Below are 15364 nucleotides of genomic sequence, written 5' to 3'. Positions count from 1 at the left end.
TTAAATGAGTTATGACTGGAAAGAAATCTTAGTTAAGCCTGAACAGCCTATTCTCGAAGCCCTTCAGAAAATTGATACGGGTTCACTAAGAACAGCACTAGTTGTCGACGATGAGTACCATTTGTTAGGCGTAGTCACTGACGGCGATGTTCGACGCGGGTTATTAAAAAATTTGAGTCTATCTAGTCCAGTAAGTAGCGTGATGAATACTCATCCATGTACAGCAAAACTTGGGACTGCACGGAAAGAACTTGTTAAGTATATGGAAGAAAAGCAATTGCTTGCGATCCCATTACTTGACGGCGAGAAGGTAGCAGGTTTAGAAACCCTACAAAGATTGGGCCAGCAGTCTAAGTATCAAAACCCGATATTTTTAATGGCTGGTGGTTTCGGAACAAGACTAAGGCCGTTAACCGATAATTGCCCTAAGCCGTTATTAAAAGTTGGCGACAGACCTATTTTGGAAATATTGCTGAATAGTTTTATCAAAGCCGGTTTTGAAAACTTTTACATTTCGACACACTACTTACCGGATATGATACGAGAATATTTTGGTGATGGTTCTAAATGGGATATAAAAATAACTTATGTGCATGAAGAGAACCCACTAGGTACAGGCGGTGCGTTAGGGCTATTGCCTGAGAGTGCGCCAAAATTACCACTGATTTTAATTAATGGTGACGTGTTGACGAATGTCGACTTTGAAAGAGTCTTAGAGTTTCATAATAAACATAATTCTGCAGCGACAATGTGTGTGCGTGACTACGAATACCAAGTGCCGTTTGGAGTGATTAATAGTGACGGAAACAAAATCATAAGCATGGTAGAAAAGCCAATTCAACGTTTTTTCGTCAATGCAGGCATTTATGTGGTTAGTCATGAGGTTTGGCGTTCAGTTGATCAGAACTCAAGAATAGATATGCCTTCGTTACTTGAGCAATTTATTGCAAAAGGTTCAAATGTTTTGATGTTCCCGATTCATGAATATTGGCTTGATATTGGGCGAATCGAAGACTACAACAGAGCACAAGTTGATATTCGAAATTTGGAGTTCTAACAATGGACTACTATGCAGTAGTTGGGATGGGTAGTATTGCCAAAAGACATATAAAAAATTTAAAATTTTTATATCCAAATGCTCAAATTTATGTGGCTTCATCAAGTGGTAAAAATTTTGATTTACCCGAAGGAGCAAGTGCCGTTGTAAGTTTGTCAGAGATAATAGCATTAAAACCGAACTACGTAGTGCTTGCATCGCCAGCATCTTATCATGTCGAAACCGCAAAACTTTTGCTGGAAAATAAAATTCCAGTCTTAATTGAAAAGCCATTGACAGCTAAATTCAGCGATGCGGCCGAGTTTCTCAACTTTTATGAGTCCAAAAAGTACCCGCCTGTGGCTGTTGGATATTGCTTACGGTTCTTGCCATCAGCGCTTGCTGTGAAAAGCTTTTTAGAATCAGGTGGTTTAGGTACGGTTTACAATGTGCACAGCGTCGTAGGGCAGTTTTTGCCGAGTTGGCGCTCAGATAAAAGTTATAAAGATTCGGTTTCGGCAAAGGCTGAACTTGGAGGCGGGGCACTTCTTGAATTAAGCCATGAATTAGATTATCTGCAATGGATTTTTGGTCCGCTGGTACTGCAACATAGTTGGTTAAGAACAACTGAGGAATTAGGGCTTCAGGTTGAAGAAATAGCCAATCTGATTATAACGACAGAAACAGGTGTTTATATATCTGTACATCTAGATTTCGTGCAAAAAGCTACGCAACGAAAATGTGAGTTTATAGGTGAAAAGGGCAATCTATATTGGGATTTAGTAGCGAATACAGTTACGTTCAAAGATTCGAATAGTACCTCTATGATTTACGCAGATGAGCAATACGATAAAAATACCATGTATCTGGATATGCTAAAAGCCTTTGCTGATGTTGAAAACCTTGGCCGTCGAGAACTTGCCTCAGTTAGAACCTCAGCTAAAGTTATCGAACTTATACAGCTGGCGAAACAGTCTAATAAAGGAAACGTGCTCTCGTGAAAACAATTGCATTCATTTTTGCACGAGGGGGGTCGAAAGGCCTCCCAGGAAAGAATATTAAACCACTAAATGGCAAACCGCTTCTCCAATACTCTATAGATACTGCAAAAAATGTCTCTCAGATAGATGATGTTTTTGTGTCTACAGATTGTGATTCGATTGCCGACGTTGCGTTAGCTTGTGGTGCAAAGGTTATAAGAAGACCAGATGAGCTCACTACAGACACTAGTCCAGAATGGCTTTCTTGGAGGCATGCTATTGAGTACGTCCGTTCCAGTTATGGTGATTTTGATGTGTTTGTCAGTTTACCAGCCACTAGCCCACTTCGTGGTGAAACCGACGTTAGTGTGGCCATAAAACAACTTTCAGATACTGGAGCCGATATCTGCATTTCCGTTACACCAGCAAATCGTAGTCCATATTTCAATATGGTGAAAGAGAACGAAGATGGCTATGTGGAGTTAGTCAACAAGCCTGCTACTGGTGTGTACAGAAGGCAAGATGCTCCCGAAGTTTTTGACATAACAACAGTAGTTTACGCCGCTAAACCTGAGTTTGTTCTTGATAAAAATGCGTTGTTTGATGGAAAAGTGACAAGTGTACTAATCCCAAAAGAAAGAGCGGTGGACATTGATGATATTTATGATTTCATGCTGGCAGAAGCAATAGTTAAGAGAAAATTAAATGATGCTTGAAGGAAAAAAAGTAGTAGTGGCCGGTGCTGCAGGCCTACTGGGTTCTCAACTCGTCCATAAGTTGATACAGCAAGGCGCAGAGGTCATTGCAATTGATCGAGACCTAATCAGTTTAAACGATAAGCTATCCAAGTCCGGGGTGGATATCAATAGCACAGCTTTGCAAAAATCTATATTGGATCTGTCTGAAGAGTCTGCCGTAATCAAATTTTTTGACTCGGCAGAGGGGATTACAGGGGCTGTCAATTGTTCTTATCCAAGAAACAAGAATTATGGTAAACACTTTTTTGAAGTAGCTCAGGCAGATTTTAACGAAAATATCTCTCTGAATCTTGGGTCTTCATTTTTATTTATGCAACAATGTGCCAGATATTTTGAGCAACATCAGACAGAGTTTTCACTGGTCAATATATCTTCTGTTTATGGTGTAATCCCGCCTAAATTCAATATTTACGACAACACCAAAATGACTATGCCTGTCGAATATGCTGCTATCAAATCAGGTCTTATTCATCTATCACGTTATGTGGCAAAATACGTCGCGAACAGTAAATTCCGAGTCAACCTTGTAAGTCCAGGCGGTATCTTTGACCATCAGCCTGAAGATTTTCTTAAAGCTTATAAAAATGAAACCCTTGGAAGGGGCATGCTAGACGTTTCTGATGTTTTGGGTTCAATAGTTTTTTTACTGTCGTCAAATTCGAATTTTGTCAATGGACAGAACTTAATTGTAGATGATGGCTTCTCGTTGTAATGGTAGGATAAAAATGGCTGATAAACTTAGTGTAGCGATTATCGACTACGAGATGGGAAATGTGAAGTCGATCGAAAATGCGATCGCCCATATTGGTGATTTCAATGTTGTAATTACTGCCGACAGTAGTGTGATATTGTCATCTGACATCATTATTCTACCAGGTGTTGGTGCCTTTCCAGACGCTATGAAAAAGCTCTCGGAAAAGGGGTTGATCTCCGTGCTGAATGAAGCTGTGAAAGAGTTGAAGAAACCAACTATCGGTATCTGTCTCGGTATGCAGCTGTTGTTTGATAGTTCGGAAGAAAAAGAAATTACAAAAGGGCTAGGCTGGATTCCGGGAAAAGTATCCTATATGCATCCGGAAGGTGATTTAAGAGTCCCCCATATTGGCTGGAATTCTTTAATTCTACAGCCAGCAGACATCATTTTTGATTATCTCCATGCAGATAAAGATTTCTATTTTGTACACAGCTTGCATGTAGTCTGTGATGAACGGTACACAATGGCAAAATTCGATTATGGTGGATTAATGACTGCAGCGGTGAGAAAAGATAACGTCGTAGGCATGCAGTTCCATCCTGAAAAAAGTCAGAAAAATGGTTTACTAGCATTAAGTAGTTTTTTCAAATGGGCAAGTTCAATGGTTGGTCAACACAATGCTTAAGACGAGATTGATTCCTTGTATTATTACAAAAAACGATTTGGTGGTTCAAAGTTTTAACTTTAACAAGTATTTACCTATTGGTAATGTAAAAACAGCCATTGAATTCTTTGTCAATTGGGATGTCGATGAAATTGTTATTATCGATATTGATGCAACCAAAGAGCTTAGAGCTCCTAATGTCGAGTTAGTAACTTGGGCTGCTAAAGAGTGTTTTGTTCCTCTGACAGTTGGTGGTGGTATTAAAACATTAGAACATATCCAAAGTCTACTCAAAGCCGGTGCAGATAAAGTATGTCTTAATTCTGTTGTGCGCAATAACCTTGCATTTATCACTGAGGCTTCAAACATTTTTGGTGATCAGTGCATTACAGTATCAGTTGACGTAGTGAAAACTGACTCTGGTTATGCGGTATATGATTATCTGAGCAAAGAAGTGTCTGGTATGGATCTGAAACATCATTTGCAAGAGATTGAAGCTGCGGGGGCAGGGGAAATCTTATTAAACTCTGTTGAGCGTGACGGTTCTCGTTTAGGATATGACACTGAATTACTTAAAGAAGTTAGTTCCTCAGTGAATATTCCTGTTATTGCTTTAGGTGGTGTTGGACGATTCGAGCATTTAGCTGACGCTGTGTTAAAAGGTGGCTGCCAGGCTGTCGCAGCAGCAAACATTTTTCAGCACATGGAACACAGTACAATTGCTGCTAAGGCTCAAATGCGTAGTTCTGGATTGGAAGTTCGTTTGAGCTCAGAAGTAAAATATGAAGATTTTTCCTTGGATATTCTCGGTCGGCCATTTTAAGGTATAGATATAATGAAATTTTGTAATAGATGCTTATATCCTGAAAATCATGCGCTAAATCTTATTTTAGATGACCAGGGAGTCTGTAGCGGCTGTCGTGTGCATGAAGAAAAATATGAAATCGATTGGGATGCCAAAGAAAGAGAACTCGATGCATTATTGTCTCAATACAAAGGTCGTTCAGGAACATCTTATGATTGTGTAATCCCTGTCGTTGGAACGGGAGATGATTTCTTTATTGTTGACTTGGTGAAAAATAAGTACGGGTTAAATCCATTGCTTGTCACCTACAACACGCACTTCAGTACGAAGGTTGGTATTCGTAACCTAGCGCGTTTGATTACCGAGCTTGATTGCGACCATATGATGTCTACCGTTGGTCCTGATACCATCAAAGAAATTACAAAAATTACTTTGCAGAAATTTGGTGATATGTATTGGCATGTGTTGGCGGGTAGTCAAACCTTCCCGGTGCAGGTCGCAACCAAATTAGACATCCCACTGATTATTTGGGGTGTTAATGGTTGGTTGGATCAAGTCGGTATGTTTAGCCACCACGACCGCGTTGAAATGACTAAAAAGGTAAGAAAAGAGCACGCAATGCGTTGCGTTGATGCTGAGTCATTAATTGGTGTTTCTGACAAAGTCACACATAAAGATCTGCAAGCGTTTACTTATCCCTCCGATGCGCAACTTGAAAAATCAAGAGTTCGTGGTTTGTATATTGGTAACTATGTTTTCTGGGATTCGCAGACGCAAATAGAAAACGCTATTAGTAAGTTTGGATACGAGACTCATATCCAAGAACGTACCTACAATACTTACGAATCCATACATTGCTTTAACAACGCAAGTGTGCACGACTATGTTAAATATCTTAAGTTTGGGTATGCTAAAGTTTCTGATCATGTAGCTCGTGATATACGTTTGAAAAGAATTAGCAAGTCTGAGGGTTTAGCACTTATTAAAAAATATATTGAAGTTAAACCTAAAGCGCTTGAAGTTTTTCTTGATTGGGTGGGGTTGTCAGAAGAAAAATTTATGTCATTTGTTGACCAATTCCGAGATCCATTCGCTTGGGAAAAAAATGAGGATGGTAGCTGGTTCTGCAAAGGAAGTGTTTTAGAGCATGATATCAACTTCGACACTGGCTTTGAGGTTGAAGTTTCAGATCCAAGAGAGTATATGCTTACAGATTTACTAGAGGATCAGTCTACCTTTAATGAATATATATTGCTTGGCCGGACTTACATGGATAAACGTAATTATAAGGCTGTTGAGGGTTAATGTATGAAATTTTGTTCAAACTGTGTGATGCCTGATACTAAGCCTGGCGTATGGTTGGATGACAGAGGTTATTGTAACGCATGCCGTACTAAAGAAGTAAAAGCAACTATTGATTGGGATGCACGTTTCAAAGATCTTGAGCTGATTGTTGAAGATATCAAAAAGGCCAATCATCCATTTTATGACTGTATAGTAGCAGTAAGCGGTGGAAAAGATAGTTGGTATCAAGCTGCAATTCTTGCAGAACATTTCGGTTTAAAAGTGTTGTGTGTAACTTTGGCTGCACATTTGCCAACGACTGAAGGTATAGAAAACCTTAATAATATGATTAAAGACCTAAATGTCGATCATATGAAGATTACAATTAAGCCGAGCACATTTAGAAAAATCCGTCAGAAGTGTTTCCTACGCCAGGGAGAACCAAATTGGGCGGAACATTGTGCAATGTTCTCAAGCGTTGTTAACACAGCTTTAATCTATGAAGTTCCGTTGGTTGTTTGGGGTGAAGATATAGCCTTTGAATTTGGTGGTTTACAGCGTAGTGAAAGTAAGCCTTCCGCTTTGGCAATAAATAAGAGCGATTTGGTTAAAGAAAAGACTGTTTTTGACTGGCTTGATGATGACGTATCTGAGCGCGACGTTTTTTTCTATAAATACCCTGATTACAATAAGCTTGAAGAAGCAGGGGTACAGAGTATCTATCTTGGGCACTTTGTTAAATGGTATGGCCGACAAAACTATGAGTTCGTTTTGCCACGCGGTTTTACGGGGAGAAGGGCGGGTCCATTACCAGGTAATTATTTAGATTATGACAATATAGACGAGAAACTTTGCGAAATTAATATTTGGTTTAAATATCTAAAATTCGGATTTTGGCGCGCAACAGATCAAACCTGCTACGATATCTGGAATGATCGTCTTTCTCGTGAAGACGCTGTAAGGATAGTTAATAGTTTACAGGACGAAAAACCGTTCAATGATTTGGAAGACTTTCTTAATTTCCATATGATCACTTTAGAGCAATTTGAAGAAACTGTAGAGAAATTTAGAAATAAAGAGTTATGGGAGTTTGTGAATGATCAGTGGAAGCTAAAATTTAAAGTTAAATAATCTATCATCATTGTTCAAGGTTATTATAGGCTAACCTTGAACAATAAGTAAAATAATTGAAATGAATAAAGTATTGTTAGCTGGACTCAGTGTTTCATTTGCTCTATTTCTCGGTAGAGTAACAGGGTTCCTGAGAGATGTGATCGTAGCTTCTAGTTTCGGCATATCATTAGATGCCGATATGATAATTCTGTTGCTTACTATTCCTGATATTGTCGTTAATATATTGGTAGGCGGAGCAATCGGCTTAGTATTAATCCCAAGGTTTAAGGCTCATAATTATGTTGACAGAAGTGCGCTCTATATTCAGGCATTGCTAATCTCCTTTGTAGTATTTTTAGCAATTAGTTTTTCTTTATCGTTTTTTTCAACAAGTCTGTTATCTTTGTTATCACCCGGAATTGTTGATATGGTCAGCGCAGACTTTCTTTGGAGTCTAAGCGTTGTTTTATACTCAGTCCCATTAATTGTAATGTCGGGTGTAACAACAGCTTTTTTGAATTCTAATGACAAATTTTTTGTTGCTGCATTAGGCACTCTGATCTTTAACGTCGTGGTAATATTCTTTATAACATTTTACTTTAAGTTTAATTTAGATAGCTCTGTATTTAACTATGTAAGTATTTCTGTGATAGTAGCTGTAACGGTAAGATTTTTATTTTTGTTTTACTATAGTGGATTAAATAACTTTCAACCATCCGCGGTTTTTAGAACTGATCTAGTGGATAAAGAGTTAGCGAGACAATACATATTTTGTGTATTGGGTTGCGTCGCAACACTTAGTTTTCCTATATTGGTAAGGGCGTATATATCTTTGGATGGTGAAGGATATTTAGCAATATCTAACTTTGCGATGAAATTGGTTGATTTGCCGCTAGGTGTAGTATTAACAGTTTTCTCAATTGTATTTTTCCCTAAACTATCTGAGACTTTAGAACCTCGACATTTTTCGAGGACATTTACTAACGTAGCTTGTATAATTATTGTTATTTCTATTGTTATCACTTTAGTATCTTATAATTGCTCTACCTACATCGTTGAGTTGGTATACGGTAGAGGGAGTTTTACTCAAGACGATATAAATACAGTAGCAAATTTTTTTAAGGTTTTTTCCCTTTCGTTAGGACTTCAAGGATTAATTAGTTTTATTGTGGCTGCGTTTGCAGCTAAGGCAGATAACTCAACACCATTATGGATATTAGCAATTAATATATCTATTTGTATCGTCAGCATCCATTTGCTAGGTCTCTCTTCAATAGACGCATTAATAGCAATGAATATTGGTTTTTTGTCTATAACAATTTCGTTGTTAGTCGTGCTGAATGTTAAACATCAGGTAAGATTTTTCCACTTAGGGGATGGTAACCTAGTTCAATTATCAACTGCTTCCATTACATCTGTTCTCTATCATTTAGTTTTTAGTTACCTAGACAGTTCTTTCTTTTGGATATCTACTTTTACTTTAATATACATTTCTCTAAACCTTATTCCACTTTATCAATACGGTGTCCCAGGCTTGTCTAAGAGGTTAGTACGTGAATAGAATAAAGTTAATGCTAATAACAAATAGCCCCGAGGTAGCTCAATTTGCTCAGAGCTGTGGCGTTGAAAGAATATTTTTGGATTTGGAAATAATTGGTAAATATGAGAGGCAGGGACATCTAGATACCGTTATTAGTAACCATACGTTGGAAGATGTCTCTAAAATACGTAAGGTTTTGAATAAATCTGAACTTTTAGTCAGAATTAACCCTGTCCATGATAATACTGAATATGAAATTGAACGTGTTTTATCAGCAGGGGCTGACATAGTAATGTTGCCAATGTTTACTTCTGTCAGTGAAGTGAATTTTGTATCAGAATTAATTGATCATAGGTGTCAGTTCATTCCGCTAGTTGAAACCGCAAAAGCAGCAAATTGTATTCAGGACGTCGCGAACGTTAAAGGCGTCACTGAGGTCTATATAGGTTTGAATGATTTACACCGAGATCTCGGTATGTCTTTCATGTTTGAGCCTTTAGCTACGGGATTGTTGTCGGAGTTAGTTTATAAATTAAAGCAGTCTGGAAAACCATTTGGATTTGGTGGAATTGCGTGTATCGGGCAAGGTGAATTGCCAGCAGAACTAATTCTCTCAGAGCATATAAGACTGAATTCGTCTAGTGTTATTCTGGCACGTGCTTTTCATAAACGAGCAAAAAATATAGAAGACCTAAGAGATGCAAATTTCGAATTTAATATATCACAGCTCAGGACAGAAGAAGAGAAGTTGAGAGGAGAGTCTTCATGTGTTATTGATATTTATCATGAGCAGTTAATATCTACTATTAATAAGGTCGTGGGAAAGAATTTTGAAAAGAATATTTGATTTTTTTTGTGCACTGTTGGCTATAATTATACTTTTTCCTTTGTTGATCTTTGTTTCTGTATTTATAAAACTCGGCGATCGCGGTCCGGTAATATTTAGACAAAACCGAGTAGGTAAAGCTGGTAAAGTTTTTCAAATATATAAATTTAGAACAATGGTCACTAATGCCGAATCTATAGGATCCTACAGTACATCGAATCATGATCCAAGAATTACAAAGGTTGGCAGATTTCTGAGAAAGTCAAGTATTGATGAGTTGCCTCAGTTATTTAACGTATTGGTCGGTGATATGAGTATCGTAGGGCCTAGACCTAACGTAGAAGCGCAAATTGAGTTATATCGAAAAGTTGATTGGGATAAGAGAAATTCTGTTATACCCGGTATCACTGGATTGTCGCAATGTACAATCCGTTCATCAGGTACCGAAAGGCAGCGACTGAAGTACGATCTTTTTTATGTTGAAAATCAGAGTTTCTATTTTGATTTGATTATTATTGCAAAAACAGTTAAGCAAGTAATTTTTAAGGGCGGAAATTAGAATGTGTGGTATTTTTGGACATTTTTCGTTTGATAAAACTGACATGACGAGAGATGTGATCAGGTCGTTGGGTGATATTATCAATTATCGAGGTCCTGACGGTCAAGGAATATACTTTGGCGATGGTGTTGCAATCGGAAACCAGCGTCTTGCGATAATTGATGTTGAGGGTGGTTCCCAACCTTTTTATTCAGACGATGGAAATGTGGTAGTGGTTCAAAATGGTGAGATTTTTAATCACATTGAGCTAGCGGAGGAGTTGAGTAGTACAGAGTTTAGCTGTAAAACCCATAGTGATACTGAAGTCATTCTTAATCTTTACCTTACGTATGGTATCGAATTTGTCAACCGTCTAAACGGTATGTTTGCGATAGCAATTTATGATGCGAGAATTGACGAGTTATTTATTATCAGAGACCGAGTTGGTGAAAAACCATTATATTTTTATCAAGATGCGAAAAACTTCATCTTTGCATCTGAGATTAAATCAATTCTTAATTTCCCTATAAAGCGAGAATTGAATTTGCAAGCATTGGATAGCTATCTAGCTTATAACTACGTTCCTGCGCCATTAACTATGTTTGAAGGGGTGGTGCATATGCTTCCTGGTACTTATGTAAAAGTGTCTTCAAACGGGTTAGAGAGTTATACGTGGTGGCGTTTGGATGGTAGATCTCAAAATGATGTCTCAGAGGAGCAGTGGGTTGAGCGCTTTAACGAGACAATAGATGACGCTGTAAGGTTGAGGTTAAGATCTGACGTGCCTTTCGGCGCTTTTCTTTCCGGTGGCGTGGATTCCTCAACTGTTGTAGGTTTTATGGCTAAGCACCTTGCTTGCCCGGTCAAGACCTTTTCTATAGGATTTAACGAAGAAAAATACGATGAATCACCCTTTGCATTAGAAGCGGCGTTAAGGTTTTCGACTGAACATGAGTGTGAAAAAGTAAGTCCTAATTTGTTATCATACTGGGACAAGGTAATATTCCATTGCGATCAACCCCATGGAGATGTTTCATTTATTCCTACGCTTAAGGTCGCGGAATTAGCTTCAAAAAAAGTTAAAATGGTCCTGACCGGAGATGGGGCCGATGAATTATTTGCAGGTTATGACAAATATAGAGAGTTATTCGAATCTACCGATCCCTCTCTACCTGATGATGATTTTTTTGACGCCTTCATAAACACGTTGTCATTGTTTAGCGAAGAATCTAGAGTCAGGCTTTTGAACCCTGCTACACAGATAGTGACTACCTTCGACCATACTCGGGAACTAATTAGCAATAGGTTCTTTGAGTTAAATGATAACGATAGAATTAACAAAGTTCTCTATGTTGATACTATGTTACTGCTCAGTGGAAATAACTTGGTTAAGCCTGACAGGATGGGAATGGCTGTATCTATAGAAAACAGGTCCCCCTTTCTAGACTACAGAATGATCGAGCTCGCATTTTCTATGCCAGGTTCGATGAAGTTAAAAAATGGGGAAACTAAATATATTTATAAGAAGGCCGTAAGCCCCCTTATCGGCGAGAATCTTACATACAGGAAAAAGCAGATGTTTACCGTTCCTATAGGGGAGTGGTTAAAACATGAACTTAAAGATATGGTATATGATTTGCTGCTCTCTGAAAAGGCTAAATCACGAAACCTTTTTGATTATAAATTTGTTCAGTCGATGTATGAAGAGCACTGTAAAGGGGAATGTAACTATACGAGGGAAATTCGTGCTTTAATGGCTCTTGAAGTTTGGTTTAGACAGTTTTTACCGGATTATCGGTATGAAGCGTAGTTGTTATTTGGAAAAGCATAGACTTTGCTCTATGCTTTTTTGTATTGTTTATGTATCCTTGGCAGGAACTTTAAACGTTACTATGTTTGAGGATATCTATAACGATGGATTTTATTCACAAGTAAGCTATGTTTTCGAAAATTATAATAATGGTTCAATATTCTCTCCATTGTTTATTATCCATTCTTTACGCTTATTTATAGTTTTTCCATTTTATTTGGCACACATAAACGGCTGGTCTACTTATTTGGAGGCCCTACTTTATCTCGTATATATATTCCCTCTATTTTCGGCTAGAGATAGGGTTGTTGTTTTATCAGGTTGGCTATTGCTATTTTTTCCTTTGCTGCTTAGTTACCGAACTGTTCTTGGAATGCTTGGTTTAGGATACCTATATCTATGTTTGTTTTATGAAAAAGGCAGGTATTTTTTACTTATCTTTTCGGCACTCCTTGCTAATCTTAGTTCTGGTATTGTTGTGGGTTGGATATTTGGCGTTATTACCTCTTTTAAGTATTTGAGGAAATATTACCCATTGGTTATACCTGTTTTCATCGTTATGTTGATAGGTTTCTTCGGTTCCTTGGCTCATAAATATGAATATATGTTTAGCTCAGCCGGTTCGGCTTCCAATGGGAATTTTTTTGAACGTAGTACATTCTATGTTGCTATGGAGTATCAGCAGTATAGTAGACTAATAATATATACTACTGTAACCATTGTTCTTCTATTCGTCATAGTATCTGGTACATGTAGTTCGAGATTTTCTAGTAGAGCCGGCTTATTTTTTTTTGGGGGGATACCACTGATTTTTTTCGAGGGAGTAGGGCTTATATCTTATGCGCTATGTCTTTTGATCGTTTTGGTTCGTGCGTTTAGAATATTATTTTGGAGAGCCGGGTGAATAACGAAAGATATTATTCTCTAGATTATTTTAGAGGGCTTATGGCACTTTCTATCATGATTTACCATTATTTATCATGGCAGGGAATTGAATTAGATAATTCTGATTTGATAGGAAAGTTAGGAGTTTACGCTGTCGCCGTGTTTTATATATTAAGCGGTATAAGTTTAGGTGTTGTCTATCTTCGTCAGAATTCTTTTGAAATAAAACGTTTCTATATAAAAAGACTGCTGAGGATATGGCCGCTTTATTTTTTTGCAGTACTGGTAACTCTCTTCTATAAGCTAGCTCAAAGTGTGATTTCCGGCGACCAATTCAATTTGGACACTGTAGAGGTTTTTTTGAACCTTACGCTGCTTTTTGGCTTCTTTTCACCCGACAGTTATGTCCCAATAGGAGGTTGGTCTATTGGTAATGAAATGGTTTTTTATTTGCTTTTTCCATTAGTCGTGCTTTTAATACAGAATCGGCTTTATAAGATTTTATGGTTTTTATATGGTTTAACTGTTATCATTTTTTTGTATTACGCACTTTTTCTTATAGAGCACACGGGAGATATTGCTGAAACTTGGTCATTGTACGTACATCCCGCAAATCATTTTTTCCTTTTCTTTTCGGGAGTTCTCATTGGTCATTATATAAGACCTGCCACAGGCGGAAGCCTTCGAATTTATTGGTTGATTCTTTTTATCTTTTTTTTCGTTTTTACGTTATATCCAGTCGACAACGGTAGGTCGGAGTTGCTCGCAGGGTGGGGAAGAGTATTTTTGACATCTTTAGTCGTTTTGTTTTTGCTTATTTATTATTATATTAATCCCGTTCTATCTGGGCGCACTCATCGTTTTCTATCTTGGCTTGGTGATCACTGTTACTCCATATACATACTTCACCCCTTAGTGTATTTCCCTATTAAATTTTTGTTTGGCGACATTTTTAGTGGGTTATTGGTGTTTTTTGTCGCTTTACTCTCTACTTTTCTTGTTTGTTTCTTTTCGTTTAAGTATATCGAGAAGCCATTTTTGAAATTAGGCTTTCGTTAGGTTAACATTTTGGAATTGGATTGTATGGTTCGGAAATTTAAGGTTTTTCTTATTGCTTATGGCGGAGGTCACATTAAGATGTTACTTCCGATTATTCGGCAGCTTAAGCTGGAAGGTAATGTTGAATTAGTAGTGTTTGGCTTGACTACTGCTTTAGCTGTATTGGATTCTGAAGGTGTTGACTATATTTCATATTCAGATTTCTCTACCGATGACCACATCGCCCTAGGTAAGAAGTTACTTGCTGGGATTCAGCTAAGTTCTTCTGTTCCGGAATCTGAATCTTTTGCGTATCATGGAGTTAATTTTCATGAGCTAAAAAACAGGCATGGAGCGCTCGCTTGGGATATCTGGATTGACAAGGGACGGCAATCTTTTTATCCACTTGAGTTTTTCAAAAGTGCTTTGAAGGACCTTTCACCCGACCTTGTTATAGCTACTAATTCACCTCGCTCAGAAAGAGCTGCTCTCGACGCAGCTGCATTTCTCGGAATATCTTCCATTTGTTTAGTGGACATGTTTGCTCTTCAAGAGGCCGCATGGATTTCTCAACCAAACTATGCTACTAAAATCTGTGTTTTGAACAATTCAGTTAAGGATTTTTTTGTCAAGAAAGGATGCGATTCCTCGACGATCGTTGTTACTGGGAACCCTGCTTTTGATTCGGTATACGACGAGAGTTTTTTTCATAAAGGTCGCGATCTTCGTAAAGATTATGGTTTGAGTTCTCGAGACTTTCTGATATTGTATGCTTCTCAACCAGAACCCGTGATGCATCCGTTTTGTAATAGAGTTGGAGACCCAGCTTTACCTAGAAATATTGAACATTATCTTAGGGACTATGTTCGAGATAAACTAGGTGTATATTTAGCAGTGAGGTATCATCCAAGTGAAAATGTGCAGTTTATTGCATCTGAAAACGTAATTTATAGCAACGTAACCGATGAACTATATTCGATTGTCCACGCATCCGATTTAGTCGTTGTCACTGCTTCCACCGTAGGACTTGAGGCTAGTTTAGTAGGGAAGCAAGTTATATCATTAGATTGTTCAATTTTCACAGAGGATGCACCGTTTAGTAAGATGGGTATTTCAAACGGTGTGAGTTGTATAGAAGCTCTTGGCCATCAACTCGATGAGCAAATAGATGTTTTTTCTAGGTCTGAAGATCGCTATTCTATAGCGCCCAGGAAGGACGCTACAGGTGCAGTTTGTGCTGAGATCTACAAGGCTTTAGATCTACTTCGCTAATTGAAACCAGTTTTTATTTAAATATGGTTCTGGATTTAGTGCATCTTTTTTGGTTATTTTCATCTGTTCCACATGTTGTCACGTTTGCGAATTTTTTCTTATGTGAGTCTAAGGATTACAT

At 37.9% G+C, this 15364-nt stretch carries 15 protein-coding genes; all 15 read left to right on the top strand.

All coding sequences use genetic code 11. The annotated features are described in order from the left end of the window. Positions 1 to 4: 4 nt before the first annotated feature. The 15 genes from STH12_RS10050 (at position 5) to STH12_RS09985 (ending at position 15243) form a co-directional block, all read left to right on the top strand. A complete protein-coding gene (locus STH12_RS10050) occupies positions 5 to 1057 on the top strand; it encodes a nucleotidyltransferase family protein (RefSeq protein ID WP_126167416.1) in 1053 nt (350 codons plus the stop codon). Between the two features lie 2 nt (positions 1058 to 1059). Beyond that, a complete protein-coding gene (locus STH12_RS10045) occupies positions 1060 to 2037 on the top strand; it encodes a Gfo/Idh/MocA family protein (RefSeq protein WP_126167415.1) in 978 nt (325 codons plus the stop codon). Next, the gene (locus STH12_RS10040; RefSeq protein ID WP_126167414.1) at positions 2034 to 2732 is read left to right on the top strand and encodes an acylneuraminate cytidylyltransferase family protein; all 699 of its coding nucleotides are present in this window, start codon (positions 2034 to 2036) and stop codon (positions 2730 to 2732) included. Before STH12_RS10045 ends, STH12_RS10040 begins: the two co-directional genes overlap by 4 nt. Beyond that, positions 2722 to 3486 carry an oxidoreductase gene (locus tag STH12_RS10035; RefSeq protein ID WP_126167413.1) on the top strand — a complete coding sequence of 255 codons (765 nt, stop codon included), beginning with the start codon at positions 2722 to 2724 and terminating at the stop codon, positions 3484 to 3486. The genes STH12_RS10040 and STH12_RS10035 overlap by 11 nt, the downstream gene beginning before the upstream one ends. A gap of 13 nt (positions 3487 to 3499) precedes the next feature. Next, positions 3500 to 4153 carry an imidazole glycerol phosphate synthase subunit HisH gene (gene hisH, locus STH12_RS10030; protein ID WP_126167412.1) on the top strand — a complete coding sequence of 218 codons (654 nt, stop codon included), beginning with the start codon at positions 3500 to 3502 and terminating at the stop codon, positions 4151 to 4153. Next, positions 4146 to 4955 (top strand): HisA/HisF-related TIM barrel protein, encoded by an 810-nt coding sequence (locus STH12_RS10025; protein ID WP_126167411.1) that lies wholly within the window; start codon positions 4146 to 4148, stop codon positions 4953 to 4955. The genes hisH and STH12_RS10025 overlap by 8 nt, the downstream gene beginning before the upstream one ends. A gap of 12 nt (positions 4956 to 4967) precedes the next feature. Then, entirely contained in the window at positions 4968 to 6242 is a 1275-nt protein-coding gene (locus STH12_RS10020) for an N-acetyl sugar amidotransferase (RefSeq protein WP_126167410.1), read from the top strand. A gap of 3 nt (positions 6243 to 6245) precedes the next feature. Beyond that, a complete protein-coding gene (locus tag STH12_RS10015) occupies positions 6246 to 7352 on the top strand; it encodes an N-acetyl sugar amidotransferase (RefSeq protein ID WP_126167409.1) in 1107 nt (368 codons plus the stop codon). A 61-nt stretch (positions 7353 to 7413) separates the two neighbouring features. Further along, positions 7414 to 8895, top strand: a complete 1482-nt coding sequence (locus STH12_RS10010; protein WP_126167408.1) for a lipid II flippase MurJ — start codon at positions 7414 to 7416, stop codon at positions 8893 to 8895. Next, a complete protein-coding gene (locus STH12_RS10005; protein ID WP_237158824.1) occupies positions 8888 to 9721 on the top strand; it encodes an aldolase/citrate lyase family protein in 834 nt (277 codons plus the stop codon). Before STH12_RS10010 ends, STH12_RS10005 begins: the two co-directional genes overlap by 8 nt. After that, on the top strand, positions 9705 to 10259 hold the full coding sequence (locus STH12_RS10000) for a sugar transferase (protein ID WP_126167407.1): 555 nt from the start codon (positions 9705 to 9707) through the stop codon (positions 10257 to 10259). The genes STH12_RS10005 and STH12_RS10000 overlap by 17 nt, the downstream gene beginning before the upstream one ends. A gap of 1 nt (position 10260) precedes the next feature. After that, on the top strand, positions 10261 to 12048 hold the full coding sequence (gene asnB, locus STH12_RS09995) for an asparagine synthase (glutamine-hydrolyzing) (protein WP_126167406.1): 1788 nt from the start codon (positions 10261 to 10263) through the stop codon (positions 12046 to 12048). An 82-nt stretch (positions 12049 to 12130) separates the two neighbouring features. Further along, entirely contained in the window at positions 12131 to 12952 is an 822-nt protein-coding gene (locus STH12_RS21440) for a hypothetical protein (RefSeq protein WP_164551179.1), read from the top strand. Next, positions 12949 to 13992, top strand: a complete 1044-nt coding sequence (locus STH12_RS09990; protein ID WP_126167405.1) for an acyltransferase family protein — start codon at positions 12949 to 12951, stop codon at positions 13990 to 13992. Before STH12_RS21440 ends, STH12_RS09990 begins: the two co-directional genes overlap by 4 nt. Before the next feature lie 24 nt (positions 13993 to 14016). After that, positions 14017 to 15243 carry a glycosyltransferase family protein gene (locus STH12_RS09985; RefSeq protein ID WP_126167404.1) on the top strand — a complete coding sequence of 409 codons (1227 nt, stop codon included), beginning with the start codon at positions 14017 to 14019 and terminating at the stop codon, positions 15241 to 15243. Positions 15244 to 15364 lie beyond the last annotated feature (121 nt).

It is taken from the genome of Shewanella khirikhana (assembly GCF_003957745.1).
Classification (GTDB): domain Bacteria; phylum Pseudomonadota; class Gammaproteobacteria; order Enterobacterales; family Shewanellaceae; genus Shewanella; species Shewanella khirikhana.
This window is presented reverse-complemented; position numbering and strand designations above follow the sequence as displayed.

Coding starts and splice junctions, on each gene's coding strand:
- STH12_RS10035 (WP_126167413.1), top strand. CDS start 2,722: ATGATGCTTGAAGGAAAAAAAGTAGTAGTGGCCGGTGCTGCAGGCCTA.
- STH12_RS10020 (WP_126167410.1), top strand. CDS start 4,968: ATGAAATTTTGTAATAGATGCTTATATCCTGAAAATCATGCGCTAAAT.
- STH12_RS10010 (WP_126167408.1), top strand. CDS start 7,414: ATGAATAAAGTATTGTTAGCTGGACTCAGTGTTTCATTTGCTCTATTT.
- STH12_RS21440 (WP_164551179.1), top strand. CDS start 12,131: ATGTTTGAGGATATCTATAACGATGGATTTTATTCACAAGTAAGCTAT.
- STH12_RS10050 (WP_126167416.1), top strand. CDS start 5: ATGAGTTATGACTGGAAAGAAATCTTAGTTAAGCCTGAACAGCCTATT.
- STH12_RS10025 (WP_126167411.1), top strand. CDS start 4,146: ATGCTTAAGACGAGATTGATTCCTTGTATTATTACAAAAAACGATTTG.
- STH12_RS10045 (WP_126167415.1), top strand. CDS start 1,060: ATGGACTACTATGCAGTAGTTGGGATGGGTAGTATTGCCAAAAGACAT.
- STH12_RS09985 (WP_126167404.1), top strand. CDS start 14,017: ATGGTTCGGAAATTTAAGGTTTTTCTTATTGCTTATGGCGGAGGTCAC.
- hisH (WP_126167412.1), top strand. CDS start 3,500: ATGGCTGATAAACTTAGTGTAGCGATTATCGACTACGAGATGGGAAAT.
- STH12_RS10015 (WP_126167409.1), top strand. CDS start 6,246: ATGAAATTTTGTTCAAACTGTGTGATGCCTGATACTAAGCCTGGCGTA.
- asnB (WP_126167406.1), top strand. CDS start 10,261: ATGTGTGGTATTTTTGGACATTTTTCGTTTGATAAAACTGACATGACG.